The 16,357-nt window shown below is 48.2% G+C and carries 12 protein-coding genes and 1 pseudogene; 8 read left to right on the forward strand and 5 right to left on the reverse strand.

Going from position 1 to position 16,357, the window contains the following annotated elements; all coding sequences use genetic code 11:
* Window positions 1-70: 70 nt before the first annotated feature.
* Together B5G09_RS03965 and B5G09_RS03970 are read right to left on the reverse strand one after the other, a co-directional pair.
* The gene (locus tag B5G09_RS03965; RefSeq protein ID WP_087404138.1) at window positions 71-841 is read right to left on the reverse strand and encodes a M15 family metallopeptidase; all 771 of its coding nucleotides are present in this window, start codon (window positions 839-841) and stop codon (window positions 71-73) included.
* An 8-nt stretch (window positions 842-849) separates the two neighbouring features.
* Window positions 850-3,144, reverse strand: coding sequence for an MAP7 domain-containing protein (locus B5G09_RS03970; protein ID WP_087404139.1), 2,295 nt, complete (start codon window positions 3,142-3,144; stop codon window positions 850-852).
* A gap of 597 nt (window positions 3,145-3,741) precedes the next feature.
* Between B5G09_RS03970 and B5G09_RS03980 the strand changes: the two genes are divergently transcribed.
* The 8 genes and pseudogenes from B5G09_RS03980 (at window position 3,742) to B5G09_RS04015 (ending at window position 13,592) form a co-directional block, all read left to right on the forward strand.
* Window positions 3,742-5,040, forward strand: coding sequence for a site-specific integrase (locus B5G09_RS03980; RefSeq protein ID WP_087404141.1), 1,299 nt, complete (start codon window positions 3,742-3,744; stop codon window positions 5,038-5,040).
* A 13-nt stretch (window positions 5,041-5,053) separates the two neighbouring features.
* Entirely contained in the window at window positions 5,054-6,385 is a 1,332-nt protein-coding gene (locus B5G09_RS03985; RefSeq protein WP_021993843.1) for a tyrosine-type recombinase/integrase, read from the forward strand.
* A gap of 55 nt (window positions 6,386-6,440) precedes the next feature.
* Entirely contained in the window at window positions 6,441-7,589 is a 1,149-nt protein-coding gene (locus B5G09_RS03990) for a DUF6043 family protein (RefSeq protein WP_087404142.1), read from the forward strand.
* Between the two features lie 215 nt (window positions 7,590-7,804).
* Window positions 7,805-8,158 carry a helix-turn-helix domain-containing protein gene (locus B5G09_RS03995; protein ID WP_004328966.1) on the forward strand — a complete coding sequence of 118 codons (354 nt, stop codon included), beginning with the start codon at window positions 7,805-7,807 and terminating at the stop codon, window positions 8,156-8,158.
* Between the two features lies 1 nt (window position 8,159).
* Window positions 8,160-9,566 carry a DUF3987 domain-containing protein gene (locus tag B5G09_RS04000; RefSeq protein ID WP_241147561.1) on the forward strand — a complete coding sequence of 469 codons (1,407 nt, stop codon included), beginning with the start codon at window positions 8,160-8,162 and terminating at the stop codon, window positions 9,564-9,566.
* A 134-nt stretch (window positions 9,567-9,700) separates the two neighbouring features.
* Complete coding sequence (locus B5G09_RS04005; RefSeq protein ID WP_087404272.1) at window positions 9,701-10,762, forward strand: DUF6371 domain-containing protein; 1,062 nt, start codon at window positions 9,701-9,703, stop codon at window positions 10,760-10,762.
* 200 nt (window positions 10,763-10,962) lie between these two features.
* Window positions 10,963-12,345: a MobV family relaxase gene (mobV, locus tag B5G09_RS04010; protein ID WP_021993839.1), complete on the forward strand. Its 1,383-nt coding sequence runs from the start codon at window positions 10,963-10,965 to the stop codon at window positions 12,343-12,345.
* A 101-nt stretch (window positions 12,346-12,446) separates the two neighbouring features.
* Window positions 12,447-13,592 (forward strand): annotated as a pseudogene (locus tag B5G09_RS04015) (PDDEXK nuclease domain-containing protein).
* 78 nt (window positions 13,593-13,670) lie between these two features.
* Here the strand turns inward: B5G09_RS04015 and B5G09_RS04020 are convergent.
* From B5G09_RS04020 to B5G09_RS04030, 3 genes are read right to left on the reverse strand one after another with little or no spacing between them, the layout of a single operon-like run.
* Window positions 13,671-14,741, reverse strand: coding sequence for an alpha/beta fold hydrolase (locus B5G09_RS04020; RefSeq protein WP_087404144.1), 1,071 nt, complete (start codon window positions 14,739-14,741; stop codon window positions 13,671-13,673).
* Entirely contained in the window at window positions 14,738-15,901 is a 1,164-nt protein-coding gene (locus B5G09_RS04025; RefSeq protein ID WP_206384414.1) for a carboxymuconolactone decarboxylase family protein, read from the reverse strand. Before B5G09_RS04025 ends, B5G09_RS04020 begins: the two co-directional genes overlap by 4 nt.
* Entirely contained in the window at window positions 15,894-16,346 is a 453-nt protein-coding gene (locus tag B5G09_RS04030; RefSeq protein WP_087404274.1) for a nuclear transport factor 2 family protein, read from the reverse strand. The genes B5G09_RS04025 and B5G09_RS04030 overlap by 8 nt, the downstream gene beginning before the upstream one ends.
* Between the last annotated feature and the right edge of the window lie 11 nt (window positions 16,347-16,357).

Genomic DNA, 16,357 nt, shown 5'->3' on the forward strand with positions numbered 1-16,357 from the left:
AGTGGCGCTAATGAAGGTGCCACTCATTCTTAATTGCGAGAGGTTTCTTAATTTTTAGAATGGAGTAAGGCTAAAAATCGAGTAAGAGGTATTTTTTACGCACTTCGGACATTGGGATGGGTTCTTCATAATGCCACCATTCCCGACGATAGGGGATCAACCCGGCTTTCTTCATAATTTGATATAACAATTGCCTATTTTGTCGGGCTTCTGAAGATATGATACCGGCGTTGACCAGTTGGTCTTCGTTCCCAACGTGGGCTGCATCTCCAAAATAATCGAAAGGAGTTCCCATGTCCAAAGGATTTCCAAGGCTGTCGGCAATTGTTAAATCGACTGCGACTCCATAGTTGTGTCGCCCGCCCCGATCTCCGTTGGCGACATATTTTTCATATTTGGTTCCTTCGACAATCTTGCGCATCTTCCGTTGTACGCTGATCGGTCGGGAGGCATCCCATATCAAGATTGTATACTGGGGGTGTTGCTTGTGCAACTCCTTTTGTGCTTGTGCAACTTTGTGCGCAAAGCCCGGTTCCAGATAGGCTCTGTTCAGGTTGCCATATAAATTTGACTTCGTGAAATTATCTGGAGTTGCATATGCTAACTTTACGAGAATTGAAGAGTCGAGATTCTGGATGTCAATAAGACCGTAACGTTTTAGCCGAAGGCTTATTGTGTCCTGATATTGGGCTGTCGCTGGCCGCGTATCGATTCTATCAGTCTTGAAGGATGCGGGTTCTTCTTTTTCTTGATTGCCAGATGAATGCCAGAGGTGAGATATGCCCCATCCGAGCAGGATGCCAAGAATGATTAATCCGGAATTTTTGATACTATTTTTCATCTTTTGTTCTAGTCTTTGCTTTTTTGGAAAAGTATAATTTCGCTGATGTTGACGTCGTCGTATTTTTCGCCGAAATAGAATGTGTTTAAGTTAAATCTTAAAGTTTGATTTTGTTTGGCTTGGATATTAATGTATTGGCATTCTTTTTTGTCTTCGAGTGTGATGGATGTGATGAAATTTCCATCAATAAGCAGATCCATTTGCTGGACTCGGTCATTATTGAGGAAAGCTGCATCCGTCTTGACATATCCATTGTATATGCCGATCAGATCGATGTCATCCGACAATGTCAGGCTCAGATATTGTCCTTGGGTACGTTTCATGGCCCATGCCGTTTTCAAGTCTCCGTCGGCCAGATTTTCGGCCTCGTAGGAGAATTTGCCCATCGGAGGCAGCGTGGCGGATGCAACCCATTCCGTCGCCGGGATGATGGCATACTGTTTCCCGTTGATCCATCGAATTTCGCGAGCTTTGGTTGGCGTTGGTTTCGTACTGTCTCTTGAAACTGATTCTGAGTTGGAAAGCACCTTCTTTTGCCGGGCGGTAATTTCATTGTAAGCCTTGATAACCTCCGGATATTGTTTGCTTAGTGCATATAGTTCAGCCGCAGATGTCAGATCCCCGTTTTGGGCATAGAACGTTATCATTTGAATTGCCAAGTCCACTTTCTTTTTATCATACGCATCAATCGTTTCAAAGACTTGCAAGGCCTTCGCCTTCTGATTTAACCCCATCAATCCGAGTGTTAGTTGCTTTTGGGTGTCAAACGATAGGGCAGAGGGATTCTTGCTGTAAAGTCTGTAAGCCTGATCCATTTTCCCGGAAGCAATGGCCTCCGAGATCTTTTCCCCAGGGTTACCATTCCCGCAGAAATGGACTAGAGTGAATATGACTCCGCCTATTATGCAGATAGCCAATAAGACAATAAGCCGTCTTTTGGATGTTGCAGTTGGTTTCGTGGCGGTGTTTGGATGAGAATCCGAAATGGGGCGCGCGGCCGATTTTAATCTCTTTTCATATTTGGAGATAGCAGATCGGATTTTAGGATCGATTTTAGGATGCTTGAAAATAGATGAAATCGAGTTGTTCTCCAGGTCGTCCTCCCAATAACTTTTTCGGATTCGCCCATTGGTGTAGGAGACGCCGAGGCCTGATCGTGCATCATCTTTCCATGTGCCATAGAAGCTGTCGCCATTGGCATAGGTCATTAATCCCAAACCGTTTCGTTTGCCATTTTTCCAGGGCCCTTCGAATTGGTCTCCGTTTGCATATCGCATGGTGCCGTTTCCATTAGGTGTTCCATCCCACGATCCGGAATAATAATCGCGGTTTTTATAGTGCATTTCACCCTCTCCAAACGGTTTGTTGTTTGCCCATTGTCTGTCATAGGTATTTCCATCGGCGTATTTCATGATGCCTTTCCCGGATCGAACTCCTGCGACCCATTCGCCCTCGTAAATATTGTGGTTGGCAAAGGTCATCATTCCGGGACCGTCCGGTTGGTCATTCCGGAAAAATCCATTGTATTGGTCCCCGTTATGGTATTTATATACTCCTTTCCCGTTTTTTTCTCCGTGTTTCCATTCGCCTTCATAGCTGTCGAAATTGGCGTAAATCATTTTTCTGCGACCTTCCGGTTTCCCGTTGAGCTCCTCTCCTTGATAAAAATTGTCAGAAACCCATTGCCCCTCCAGCTTTTCGCCTGAGGTGGATACGAGTGTTCCATGGCCGTTTTTTGCCCCTTTGAAGAACTCTCCCGTATAGACGCTCCCATCCTCTTGATGCAGGGTTCCGAAGCCTTGGTAATAACCTCGTTTCCAACTTCCGCTGTAAATTGTTTCATCGTCGGCATTGAATAGCGTTCCGTTTCCCTCGTAATAGGCATTGATGAATTCGCCCTCATACCGATATCCATTGTCATAGTATAAGCAGCCTTTCCCGAATGGCTTCTCATTCTGGGTCTCGCCGACGTATGTGCCCATGATGCGTTCTCCGCCCGGTCCAAATACGGCGGCGCCTCTTTCTCGTTCCTCTTTCTCTTGTCTTTGGCGCTCCCGTTCCAGTTGATCCTTTTTTCTTGCTGTTTCGATTTCGAGTCGGTGCATTTCCCGCTGTTGCTCCATGAATCGGCGATGGTCATTTTTGGCCTTTTCTTCCTCAAGTTCCATCTGTCGTTCCTGAGCCTTCTGCTGGGCTTCCGCCTCCAACTCAATTCTTTTTTTTTCTAGTCGATGTTGCTCTTGAGCAGCAATTCGAGCCTCTTTACGCATCTGGCGCGTCTCTTCATTGTCAAAGATACTCATGGCGATAAATTATATGTTGTTCAGGTTAAAAACAGGCTTGCGAGGATGATGAAGCCAATGATCCAGATTAGGCATCCCGTACTCCAAGCGTTTTTTAGTTTCGTCTTGAATATGTCGAATTCGCAGTGTGTCCAGATGTCGCGGGGGCTGATGGATATCTCCTCGCTGACGGTATATGCGATGAGGAATCCGAGGATTGCAAGAATTCCCGCAACTCCCGCCGGCCACATCCCGGAGGTCCAGCACAGAATGTCCAAAGCGATCCAGATAGCAATGTTTATACACAAGAGAACGGTAATAATGCATCCTAGCATAAGGAATGTCTTCGTTGACCATCCAACTCCTCAATGGCGATTTTATTAAAAAAGAAAGTGTGGAACTGCAATATCTGATATTTGAGAAGTTGAATAAAGTCGAAAATGAAAAAAAGAGCTAAACAAGTGCAAATATAACCTCTAATATTCAATACTTTATGCGGTATCAGATTCGGGAATGACTTTTTAATTTGTCTTAATTCGTTGCAAGTTTCCTCGGGATGTATGGGAACATATTCGGGAATTTATTTACCTTTGTCATGTAATCAAAAAGGCATAGCAAATGAAAATTTCCGTCTATCTGAAAAAATGTTCCGCGACCACTTCAAACATCTGCTTCCGGGTACGGGAGAAGAACGTGGACATCAAAGTGGTTTCCCCCATCGCGGTCCATGACAAGTATTGGGATACCGATACCTTATGTTACAGGCGAACGACTGCCGTGACGGCCATTGAGCAGAAACGGGTGCCCGAACAGATCGCCGCCATCATCGAGAGAGCGGAAAAGACCTTCTCGGAGAAGGCTGACGGCAAATGGATGAAACAGGTCATCGAGGATGTCCTGCATCCCGCGCGGGCTTTCGAGCGTGATCACCCGAACCTTCTCCACCGCATCCACGAGTACCTGGAAAAATATGACGGCGCGGAAAGGACCAAGGAGCACATCGTCCGCTTCGAGCGAACGATGACCAGGTATCACGAGTACCGGCGTGATTTATTGGGCGATACTGACTTCACGCTCTTCGTTGAAACTGTCACCCTGGGGCAGATGAACGACTTCAGGGAGTACGTCACCAACGAGTACCTGCTCCGCCAGGAGTATCCTAACTTTTATACTCCCCGTATGCTCATTAATCACAAGCCCAAGCCTCTATCCAACACGACCGTCATCAATATCATGAACCTTTTTTGCACGTTCCTGCACTGGTGCAAGAGAATGAAGTATTCCGACAACGAAGTCTATGCAGTTTATGGCTGCAAGGAGCCGACCTACGGCGACCCGTTCTACCTCACATCGGAAGAGAGGAATGTCCTGTACGACGCAGACCTGAGCGACTGCCCGAAACTGGCTGTCATCCGGGACATTTTCGTGTTCCACTGTTATGTCGGTTGCCGTGTCGGTGATCTCTACAGGATGACCAAGGAGAACATCAAGGACGGTTTTCTGGAGTATATGCCTCAAAAGACAAAGAAGTGCCAGGCGAAAACCGTCAGGGTCCCATTGCATGAAAAGGCGGTCAGAATACTGGAACGCTATAGCGGGAATACCGGCAAGCTACTTCCCTTCAAGCCCATCAACACTTACAATTTGGGTATACGGGAACTGCTGAAACATTGTGGCATTGACCGCATGGTCACTATTCTTGACACGCACGGCTACAACACCGTACAGAAGCCCTTGTACGAGGTGGCCAGCAGCCACACGGCACGCAAGACCTTTGTAGGTAACCTGTACCGGCAGGTTCCGGACCCCAACCTGATAGCCTCCATGTCAGGCCACGTGGAAGGCAGCAGGGCCTTCCGGCGTTACCGGACGATAGATGATGACATGAAACGAAAACTTGTTGAAATGATAAACTGAGGAGGATATATATATGAAAGTAACAGCATTTATCAGAAAGACATCGGCGAAAAACAACGTGACAGATCTTGCCCGGGTCTATTTCCGTGTCCGGGATATCGGTGGTGTGGACATAAAGGCCGCGAGCGAGCTGTCCATCAACCCGAACCATTGGAGTCCGGAGAGGCAAGGCTACAAACCACGTGTGGCTCTTGTCTCGGAAGAGAAGAAGAACGCTTTCGACAGGGATATCCAGCAAATCACCCACCTGATCACCAGGGAATACAGCCGTGGAGTTGACGGGAACTGGCTCAAGGGGCTGATAGAAGAATACCATCACCCCAACATCAATGCAAGGGGCGGCAACAAGGTAGAGGAATACCTGTTGTCATACCAGATACAAAAATATGTTGACGAGACCCCGCTCGCGTTCGAGAGCCGGAAACATCATCTTGACAATCTCAACAAGGTACTCCGTTACGAGCGTTTCCGCCATGAGGTCATGCACCAGAGGGGCTTCCATCTTTGCATTGACTCCATCACGGCAGATGACATAAGGGATTTCAAATTCTGGCTGCAGGAGGAGCACAAGTATGTTGACATGTATCCCGTGTTTTACCAGAACGAGGTCCGCCGCAATGTCGAGCAGGTACGTTCCGAGAACAGCATGTCAGGAAGCCTGTACCGCATTCGCACCGTCATCAAATGGTGCATCAAACGTGGCCTTACACGAAATAATCCTTTCGACCAGTACCAGATCGCGCAGCCCATGTACGGTGACCCGTTCTACCTGACGCTTGAAGAACGGGACAAGGTGTACTATGCCGACTTAAACGGCATGGGTGCCAACTATCCGGTCTATCGTGACATCTTCATGTTCCAGTGCCTGATCGGTTGCCGTGTCAGTGACTTGAACCGGCTGACCAAGGCGAATATCGTGGACGGTTGCGTGGAGTACATTCCCCAAAAGACCAAGCTGGAACATGCGGGCACGGTACGGGTCCCGCTTAACCAAAAGGCCTTGGATATACTGGAAAGGTACAAAGACCTGGAAGAAGCGCTGCTTCCGAGATTCTCGCATTTCGGCTACAACAAGAAAATAAAGGAGATTCTCAAATACGTGGGAATCGACCGTATGGTCAGGGTGCTCGACCCGAAGACGCGCGAGGATGTGGCAAGACCATTGTACGAGGTGGCCACCACCCACACGGCGAGGAAGACTTTCATCGGGAACCTGTACAAGCAGGTCAAGGACCCGAACCTGATTGCCTCCATGTCCGGGCACTCTGAGGGTAGCCGTGCCTTTGCCCGGTACCGTAAGATAGACGATGAAATGAAGAAGGAGCTGGTAAACCTTCTGGATTGACCGTTTCTATTTTCCATCTATCCTTTTATCCTTTTATATCCACCGATAATGCAATATGAATATGGACGAGCAGAAGTTGACATACGAACAATTCAAGGAGGATATTCTCCAGTGGAAGAACACGCACCGTGAAGAATACAACCGCTTCTCGCGCCTGATGACAAACGGTGACGAGAGGCAGTATCTTGCCATCTGCAAAGCCATATTCAGGCAACTTCCCAGTATCAGGCGGGAATGGGAATTGTCCTGGAACGATGACAGCACGGATGGCCTTGCAAATATAAACATGCAGTTCGCGGAGAACGCGGTACCCGGGCAGATCGTGGAGCTGTACACGAAACAGAGGGAGGAAAACAATCCTCTGCCCGACAACATTCCACCGGTCACATTGTGGGGCAGGATAAAGTCCTTTTTTAGCGGCAAATCTTCCAAGCCGGGTGTCACCCTTTCGGCACCGCTCGTGTTGAGCTGGCTGTATTATGGAAAGAGCTTCGAAGCGATGGTTTCCATGATAGAGAAACAGATGAAGAATCCGAAAGCTGACAATGCTGACAGGCTGGGCTGTTCCCTTGTAGTCAAGCAGATAATAAACGTATCCATCAAGAACGGTTTCCGAACCCGGGCAGACTGGGACAGGTATTTTGCCATGAACAACGCCATTGAAAAAGGCCATGTCGGCGAATGGGCCTTGCAGGCCATCACGGCTGACATGGAAACCGATGAAGAAAGCAGGGATACGATTACAACCCGGACCGAAGACAGCGTCAGGGGTCCTGTTGTACAACGCGTGGCCGGAAAGAAAAAAATCCAGGAACGGCCACTCGCCGATTATCTTGATCACGAGAACAAGAAAGTTGTATTACATCATATCCGCGACTTTATTTCCGTCAATACAAGTGCCATTCATCAGGCATTACCGTTCTATGTATTGAAGGAGCTCGGTCTGGTTGCCGGTATGCATACAGCCAAGGAGTACAGCATGGGGCTGACATTGCAGTTCACGGATTTGCCGTCATTGAAAAGCGAGAGCGCCATACGGCAGTCGGTCGGGTTCCTGAAGACGGCAAAGCACGTAATCAAAGACGGCAAAGACCAGATGGCACCCCTGATAGAGAGTGACGAGAACCGGGAACTGTTCCAGAAATTGGCACAGGCTATCAGTAATATCCCAGGTACAGGCACGATGGCCATTGCAGAGAAATAAGGCTAATTATAACCTTTTCACGTTGTCACACGGACTTATATTGTCATGACAATTTAAGACAAATCATTATATATCAACCACTTTCAATTTACACATACATTTGCACCGTCAATCCTTTCCCGAGGGCTGGCGGTGCTTCTCTTTTATAAACCATCGGAAGCGGGGCACCAGGGAACTTTTGAAGATGGTCATCACAAACTTCAAAACTGATATTTATGATTACCATAGAGAGTCTGGTCGAGCAAGGAGCGAACGTGAAACTGGAAGTTACTCCCGCTGACCTTAAAATGTTCGCTGAATCCATCGTGCAGCGTACCATCATGGCGCAACAGGAAGAACAGAGAGCCGCGATACTGCGTGAAGCGGAGGAGACTTATCTCAATACAAAACAGGTCCGTGAGTTGCTGAACGTGTGCGAGGGCACGCTCAACCTGTGGGCGAAACGAGGCTATCTCGTACCGGTCAAGGTCGGTAACAAGAACATGTATGCCAAATCTGATGTACGCCGGGTACAGACAGGCAACAAGTCCGAGAGTGTAACATCCTATTGCAAGAGAAAAAATGTGTGATATGGCAACCGGCAGGCTAGAACTGTGTAACAGAATCCGCATGGAGGCGGAGGATATTGAAAGAACGGGATTCCCGCTGGAGGTCCTGCCCCAGGCCGTGCAGTCTGTCATACTCGATATGGCCACATACGAGAACTACAAGATCGAGTTTATCGCTACGGCCATGTTGTCGGCTGTATCCGCGGCCCTGGGAGGCGCATACCGTATCCGCATCAAAGGAGACTGGCAGAGCAGCGGAGCGTTGTACGTCATTCTGGTAGGCAGACCCGGACTGGGCAAGACCCCACCGCTGGAGGCCGCATATCGCCCGATCCGGAAACGTGACTATGCCCTTTTCAAGGTGTACGAGACAGAAATGGAGGCATGGAAAGCCGCGGGAGAAAACGGGAAGAAACCTGTCCTGAAACGTATTGTCGTCTCTGATTTCACTCCCGAGTCGCTTTTACTGACCCACCACAATAACCCGAGAAGCGTGGTCATTCTGGTGGACGAGATCATGGGCATGTTCAATTCCGCCAACCGTTACACGAACGGGCAGCTCATAGAACAGCTTCTGACTGCATGGAGTGGCGGGGCTTTGGATGTTACCAGGGTAAACTCCCCTGTTCCTGTACACATCGAGCATCCATGCATAAACATCATCGGAACCACGCAAACTAAGCGTGTACACGAGCTTCTGAAAAAAGGTTTCGAGGAAAACGGGCTGCTTGACCGTATCCTGTTCGTGATGCCCAAATCCCCCAAGCTTTCATCCTGGAAAAACCGGGACGACGATGGGGAAAGGACATCCCTCGCTGCAGTCCGTTGGGAGAATATATTGAACAAGGTCCTTGCGTTGGACTATGACACCGAAGCGGAAGAAAAAATACCCCACGTGCTGTCCATGGACAGGGAGGCCAGGGAATACTTCTTCTCCTGGTGGAACAGGAAGGTGGAGCGTATCAACCGGATAGAGGATGATGCCGAGGTGGACAGCCGGGAAATGAAACATCCGGCCCATGTAGCCCGTCTGGCATTGATAATTCAGGTTTTGCGCCACGCGTCCGGTGAAAGTCACCTGCAGTTTATAGATGTATCATCGGTGAAAGCCGCCATACGGCTGAACGACTATTTTGAGGAATCATACATGCGTATCCGTTCTTTCGTGGCGAATGACACCTGTGAAGATCCTCCAAAGATGTTACTGTCGATGTTACCTGATACCTTTGATACAAAAACAGCAATAACCGTTGGAAAGGAACGGCAGTGCGTCAGTGAGCGAACTGTCATGAATTACCTGAAGGAGTTATGCCGCAGCAGGCTTCTCCGGAAATCAAAAGCCGGGCATTACGAGAAAATCATGTATGATAAATCTGGAAAATCCAATGAAAGCAATAATGAATCATCCCCACGAAACTGCAACGGATGATCTCTTGTTGCAGCCTGCAGTCTTTGCAGTTTTGCAGTTTCGAGGACTGAAAAGGGGAAATTCCTGCAGGACTGCAAGAACTGCAAACTGCAAATGGTGGTATTCATTTGCAGAAACACATAACCGACAACATTATGAACGAATATAGATTCCATCTACAGAAATACAAACCGGGCAGCAAGACCGTCTGTCCGGGGTGCGGAAGGAAGTCCTGCTTTACCCGTTATATCGACGAGGTGGGAGAGATTTCTTTCCCGGGGTACGTGGGTAAATGTGACCACATCAACAGTTGTGGCTATCACTATTCCCCGAAAGAATATTTCCGGGACAATCCAAGGGAAACATCGGCTGGCCATAAAATGAACGGCAGTGCATTTGCGATAAAGTATGTAGCAAAACAATCGCCAACAGAACAAGAGCCGGAGATTTCTTATCTTCCCTGTGATTGGGTGGAGCAATCCATGCGCGGGTACGGCATCAACCCTTTGTACCGTTACTTCACCAAAGTGGCGGGAAAGGAGGAAGCCGGCAGGTTGTTCCATGTTTACAAAGTCGGCACGTCAAGGATGTGGAACGGTTCGACCGTGTTTTGGCAGATAGATGTCAGGGGTAACGTGCGTGCAGGCAAGATTATGGGCTACGATGCCGTAACCGGGCACCGGATTAAAGAGCCTTTCAATCAAGTCAACTGGGTCCATTCTGTAAGAAAAGTGCCGGATTTCCACATGAAGCAGTGCCTGTTCGGTGAACATCTGCTTTCGGACACTTCCGCTGCCATGTCAGCCAAGCCTGTAGCCATTGTCGAAAGCGAGAAGACGGCACTGGTTGCCGCCCTGTTCATCCCTGATTTTGTATGGCTTGCCACCGGGGGAATGCACGGCTGTTTCAACAGCGAGGCCATGCAGGTATTGAAAGAACGTGAAGTGATCCTTTTCCCTGATCTCAAGGCAACCGACGAATGGCGGCAACGACTGTCGATACTGGAGACTATCTGCAGGCGTGTCATCTGTTCCGACCTGCTGGAGAAGATGGCGACCGATGAACAGCGTAGCCAGGGACTGGACATCGCCGACTTTCTGCTGATGGAGGATACGCCACAGATGATTCTCGCGAGGATGATACAACGTAATCCAGCGTTGCAGAGCTTCATCGACACCTTCGGACTTGAACTGGTGGATGCAGAGAAGATCGAATGAAGGAGAATCAATGGACAGCTCGCTGTCCCGTGAAAATGGGGTTGTAAAATCCCGTAGCTTATTAGGGCATTTTCACCGTCTCCGCTTCGCGTCCGGCAGTCAAAAAGCCCATAAGCCGGGGTACTCCCCAGGTTCCCGGTATGCCTCCTGCTGTCTGACGGGATTTTACAACAAGAATAACAATAAAATAACGAACAGATATGAGTAATACACAATACGCTGTCTGCCACCTACAGCGTGGCAGCGGTAATGACAGTGGAATGTCATGCCATATAGAAAGAAAGGATGCCAAGGGAAAGGTTTATGTGCCGGTTAATGCCGATGCGGACCGGACACATCTCAACCGTGAGTTGGTCAGATTTCCCGATGGCGTGTCCAATCGCACCGAGGCGATACAGCACCGTATCGAGACTGCCGGGCTGCGCCGCAAAGTCAGCAAGAACCAGACAAAGGCAATACGTGTAATGCTGACCGGAACGCATGAACAGATGATGGAAATTGCCAATGACGGCAAACTGGGCAGTTGGATCGATGCCAATCTCAAATGGCTAAGGGAGACCTTTGGTGATGACAACCTTGTGTCCTGCGTGCTGCATATGGACGAGAAGACCCCACACCTGCACGCCACAGTCGTACCCATTGTAACCGGTGAGCGTATCCGCAGGAAGCGGGAAGGCGAAAAGAAATATGAAACGAAGTCCGGACCCCGCCTGTCGGCAGACGATGTGATGCGTCGTACCAAATTATATGAATACCAGAACAGCTATGCCAAGGCCATGAAACCGTTCGGGTTGCAGCGTGGAATTGTCGGATCTACCGCCAAGCATCAGGCGAACTCGGAATATTACAGGCAGCAGGTAATACAATATGAAGAGGATATTGCCAAGTTGCAGGCCGATGTGGAGAAGGCGCAAGAAGGCAGGAACACCATTCTCGCGTGGTTCGGCAAGGGGGACCTTTCCAAGGCGAAGAAGGAACTGGCTAACAAAGATGGACTGATTGCTGAACTCAATAAACAGATTAAGGAACTTCAGGCAGAAAAGGCACGGTTGCAGGAACAACATAAATCAGAAATCGGAAAGCTACGAAACGGCTATCAAAAAGAAATAGACAAAGCTATTCATCAGGCGGAAGCGGCAGAACGGCAATTCAAGGAGAAGGATGCACTCATAGACAGGCAGCGAAAGCAGATAAGTTTGCTTGACCGCAAGGCCAATCCCCAACGTTACAGCCTCTCGTCCGGTGCCGAGCTTGTACGTGTCAATGTCTCAAACTATCGGAATCCGTCGCTTCACATCTGGACACGGGTCGGCGATGAACTTTTTGAGAACATCAAATTCCAAATAGACTATGATGTGGCCCAAAGACATTTCAACGGCCAGATCACGGACGAGGAATTTGTTAATACCGTATTCGATCCACAGGAGCAGGTAAATGGAAAGCAGACAGAGCTATTGGGTGCAGCTTTTACCCTTGCCGCTGGAGGACCGGCGGAGGTTCATGTTGGTACTGGATCTGGTGGCTCATCGTCTGACCTTCCGTGGGGTGAACAAAAAAATAGGAACGGAGGCAGAAAACGGTAAGACTTGTTTCTAACTACGCAAAAATGTCTAAATATTATCGTGGACTTTTAATACCTTGTCTGATTAAAAATGTACCTTTATAATTAAATAGAAAAGAAAATATGAGTGCTCAAGTAAATGAAATATTATCGGATAGCTTCCGTGGTTATGCAAAATTACTCCGTCAGATCAAGCAGAGAGTGCTGCTCGCACAACAGCGTGCGATTTATGTAGCCAATGAAGAGATGTTGCGGATGTACTGGGACATTGGCGGAATGCTGCAACAAAGTCAAGAGGCCGAGGGTTGGGGTAAGAAGACTTTGCAGCGGTTGGCGGTGGATTTGAAGAACGACTATTCTGAAATAAAAGGCTTTTCCGTACGTAATATGCAATGCATGATGCAGTTCTTTAATGAATATAATCAGGAGCTGACGATGGTAAAAAGTGCCGTTCCATCAATTACGTAACCACTGGTTGCGTAATTCAAAGAACCATCAAGGCCAATTACGCAACCAGTGGCTGCACAATTGGATACATACAATTTTACTCTTCCGGTAAAGCATCTGGACTGGACACATAATCTGATACTTTTGCTGCAGGTTAAGGATATACGAGCTCGATATTGGTATATGGTGCAATGTATTACATCGCATTGGAATAAACGCTATCTACAAGAAGCCATCAAACTTGATCATTACGGCAAGCATGGAGCATTGGCAAACAATTTCACCGAGACTCTGCCAGCACCGGAAGCGAGCGAGGTAAAGTCAATGCTCAAAGACCCGTACATATTTGACATGCTGACTTTCACAGATCGGTACAATGAGCGTGATGTGGAGATAGGCCTAGTCAGTCATGTGGAGAAATTTCTCATTGAAATGGGTGCAGGGTTCGCCTTTATGGGACGGCAGTATCATATTGAAGTATCAAGGGATGACTATTACATTGACATTTTAATGTACAACACTTTCATGCACCGTTATCTGGTGATTGAATTGAAGGACTCTGAATTTATGCCGGAATGTATCGGCAAGCTCAACTTCTACTGTTCTGCTGTGGATGATATACTTTGTCGCGAAGGTGATAATCGCACTATTGGTCTTTTGCTCTGCAAAACCAAAGATCGTATTAAAGCTGAATATGCCTTGCGTGATATTCAAAAACCGATAGGAATTTCTGACTATGAATTAGGACAGGCTTTGCCGAAAGATTTCCGTGGCAGTTTGCCTACTATTGAAGAAATAGAAAAAGAGTTGGAGATAAAATAACTTTGTAAAAATCTCATGATAAGCAAAAGAGTTGTCCATATAATTTATGAACAACTCTTTTGAAACAAATATGACTTTTTACAAATTTTCGTGCTCAATAAATTTGCTTTGTAACCACTCATCGAGCAATCTCGCCAACTCATCATTATTCAAGTCCTGCATAAGGAAATGAGTATTGCCATAGATACCGATTTTGGGAAGCTCGACCAATGTTGCATTTCCTCCGTGCCGGTTGATTGTTTCCACGAATTTGCGGGCCATCTGCAGGCGTACGCGCCAATTCTCGTCACCGAGGTTTTGGGACGGTGTTTCGGGAATATAGTCTCCGAAATACAGCACGATTGGAATCTCCGTCAGCCGGCGGAACTGTTCCATCGGAACGGGCGTGCCCGCCACACCTCCGGTCAGTCCGTCAATACGTTCCGGTACTTCGCCATCTGGGAATACGAAGCCCCCGGGCTCATACGAAACGACAGCTTTCACTTCCTTATTTTGTATAGCTGACATCCAGCCGGGGAAGCCTCCTGCCGAATGGGTGACAAGAATATGATTCCCGATACGTTTTGCCAATGCACTGAGGGCCGGGACATCCTGTTTATGGTCGCTGATGTCAGGAGTCATTTCACGGAAGAATTGTGAAAGCGATGCGGAATCTTTCGGAAATTGTACGCCTTCATTGTAATTAGGCCAGATACCAATGCGCCATATATCGAACCAGAACATTTCATCGGCGACTGGTTTCACCGTTGTTGTCGTGGACGTTCTTCCGGCCCGTCCGCGTCCGGGCAGATCCACGACATAACTGCTCCATCCTCGACGCAGCATCAGCGTGGCAAATCCGTCGCGGTCGTCAGGGGTCATTTGCCAACAGACGCCCGAACCTCCGTAACCGTGTACATAGACCAGCGGCAGACAATGGGCGTCGGCTGGAATCTGAAAATCGACGAAGGCGTGGTCGGCACGATAACTCTGTCCCGTCTCCTCCTGCTCGGCCCATCCGACAAATTTACTGTTATCATACGTTCCCGGTCGCTGTATGGTTGTGCCTCCTACCGGGAAGTGTCCCTGTTTTACTATTGTTACAGGCTCTTGTGCTCCGGCCATTGCTGTAACCGACAGCAATAATGCCGATAAAACTATTTTCTTCATTTCTTTTCCGTCAATTGGTTCAACACTTTGCGAAGCGGTTCCGAATATGTCTTGCCGAGATTCATCTCCACAATGTTCAGCATAGCTGAAAGTTGTTCCGGTGTAACTCCAAGATGCATACATATTGCGGCATGACTCCCAAACATCGGCTCTACGCCGCCCACTCCGGCGAGGACCGACACTGTGGTGAGCTCACGTTCCCGATAGGTCAGCAGATCACGCTCAAAAAGGTCGGCGAAAAGATGCTCTTTGAGGAATCGCTCGATGGTCGGAGCGAATATGGCATATCCGGCTTTTGGTGCGTCGGCAGGTACGCCCGATATTTCGGCAAGCACATCACAGCCACGTTCATAGCGGCTTCTGTTGTCCGTAATAATGGATGCTCCCCTGCCAATCACATCCGTTATGCCGTCAGCCTTTCGCTCCTCCACAACCTGCATAAGAGTCTGAATGGCTCGCAAACTGCGGGGAAATCCGCAATATGCATAGGCGTGAATCACTACTTCGTTTATTTCATTGACTGTCATCCCCGCATCCAATGCTTGAACAAAAGCCTGTTTCAAATTTTCCAAATCGCCTTTCCCTGTATAGGATGCGACTGCAACGATAGCTTGCTCTCTCTCTGCAAGTACCCTGTTCGCTTCGGAATAACGAGTTTCAGCTCCGTTCACAGCTTCTTCATACTGTTTGTTGCTTACAGTAGAGAGCCATACGGTCGCATTCTCCTGCGGATTGGTCGTTATGGCAATATGGGCGAACCAACTGTCCGGGGCTGCTCCATGCCAATGCTCCACCCCCGGCGCAATCTCCACGATGTCTCCCGGAAACAGTCGGCGGGCAGGTTGTCCTTTTTCCTGATAGTAGCCAATGCCTGCGGTGGCAATCAGGAGCTGTCCGGCTTTGTGTGAGTGCCAACTGTTGCGGCATCCCGGCTCGAAGGTGACGTTTGCCATCGGAAGATTCAGTTCTTCCTTCTCGCTCAAAGGAGCAAGCCATACTTCGCCGGTAAAGTTCGGATTCGGGGATAATTTGTCGCCCAGCGGATAAGGCTGCCGGAAGTTTTCTGCACTCTGTGCATATACTGCAATGGATGATATTGCCATCATGGCCGTGATAAATAAAATCTTGATTTTCATATCCGTTTTTGTCTGATTATTCATCTAAGGTTTTCGTGAAAGCAAGTGTTGAGAGTTGCCATTTCCCGTTTTCCATCACATATACTTCAGTAACGATAAAAGGAAACCGCACGGCATTGCCTCCAACCTCCGAATTCAAATGTATCCGGCTGTAAACTGTTGCCGTTCCTGCCGCAAATTTCACCTGGACATCGTGTATCTCGGCTTTCTTATACCAAATGCCACCCGTGCGAATGGTTTCCAACTCCTGCTGCTTGCCCCAATAGCCACCCATGTGGACAAATTGCGAGTTCTCATGGAACAGCTCCGCTAACTTTTCCACATTTTTCTCAGACATCCAGTCCCACTTGCATTTGGACAAATCGACGATCTCCTGTTCCTCTGCAGTAAATGCCTTCCTGTTTTCTTGGGCATTTGTTCCGACTGTAAAAGTCAGAAACATAAATACCATAATGGCTATTGATTTCATATCTTTCTGAT

Source organism: Alistipes sp. An54 (assembly GCF_002159375.1).
Lineage (GTDB): Bacteria > Bacteroidota > Bacteroidia > Bacteroidales > Rikenellaceae > Alistipes > Alistipes megaguti.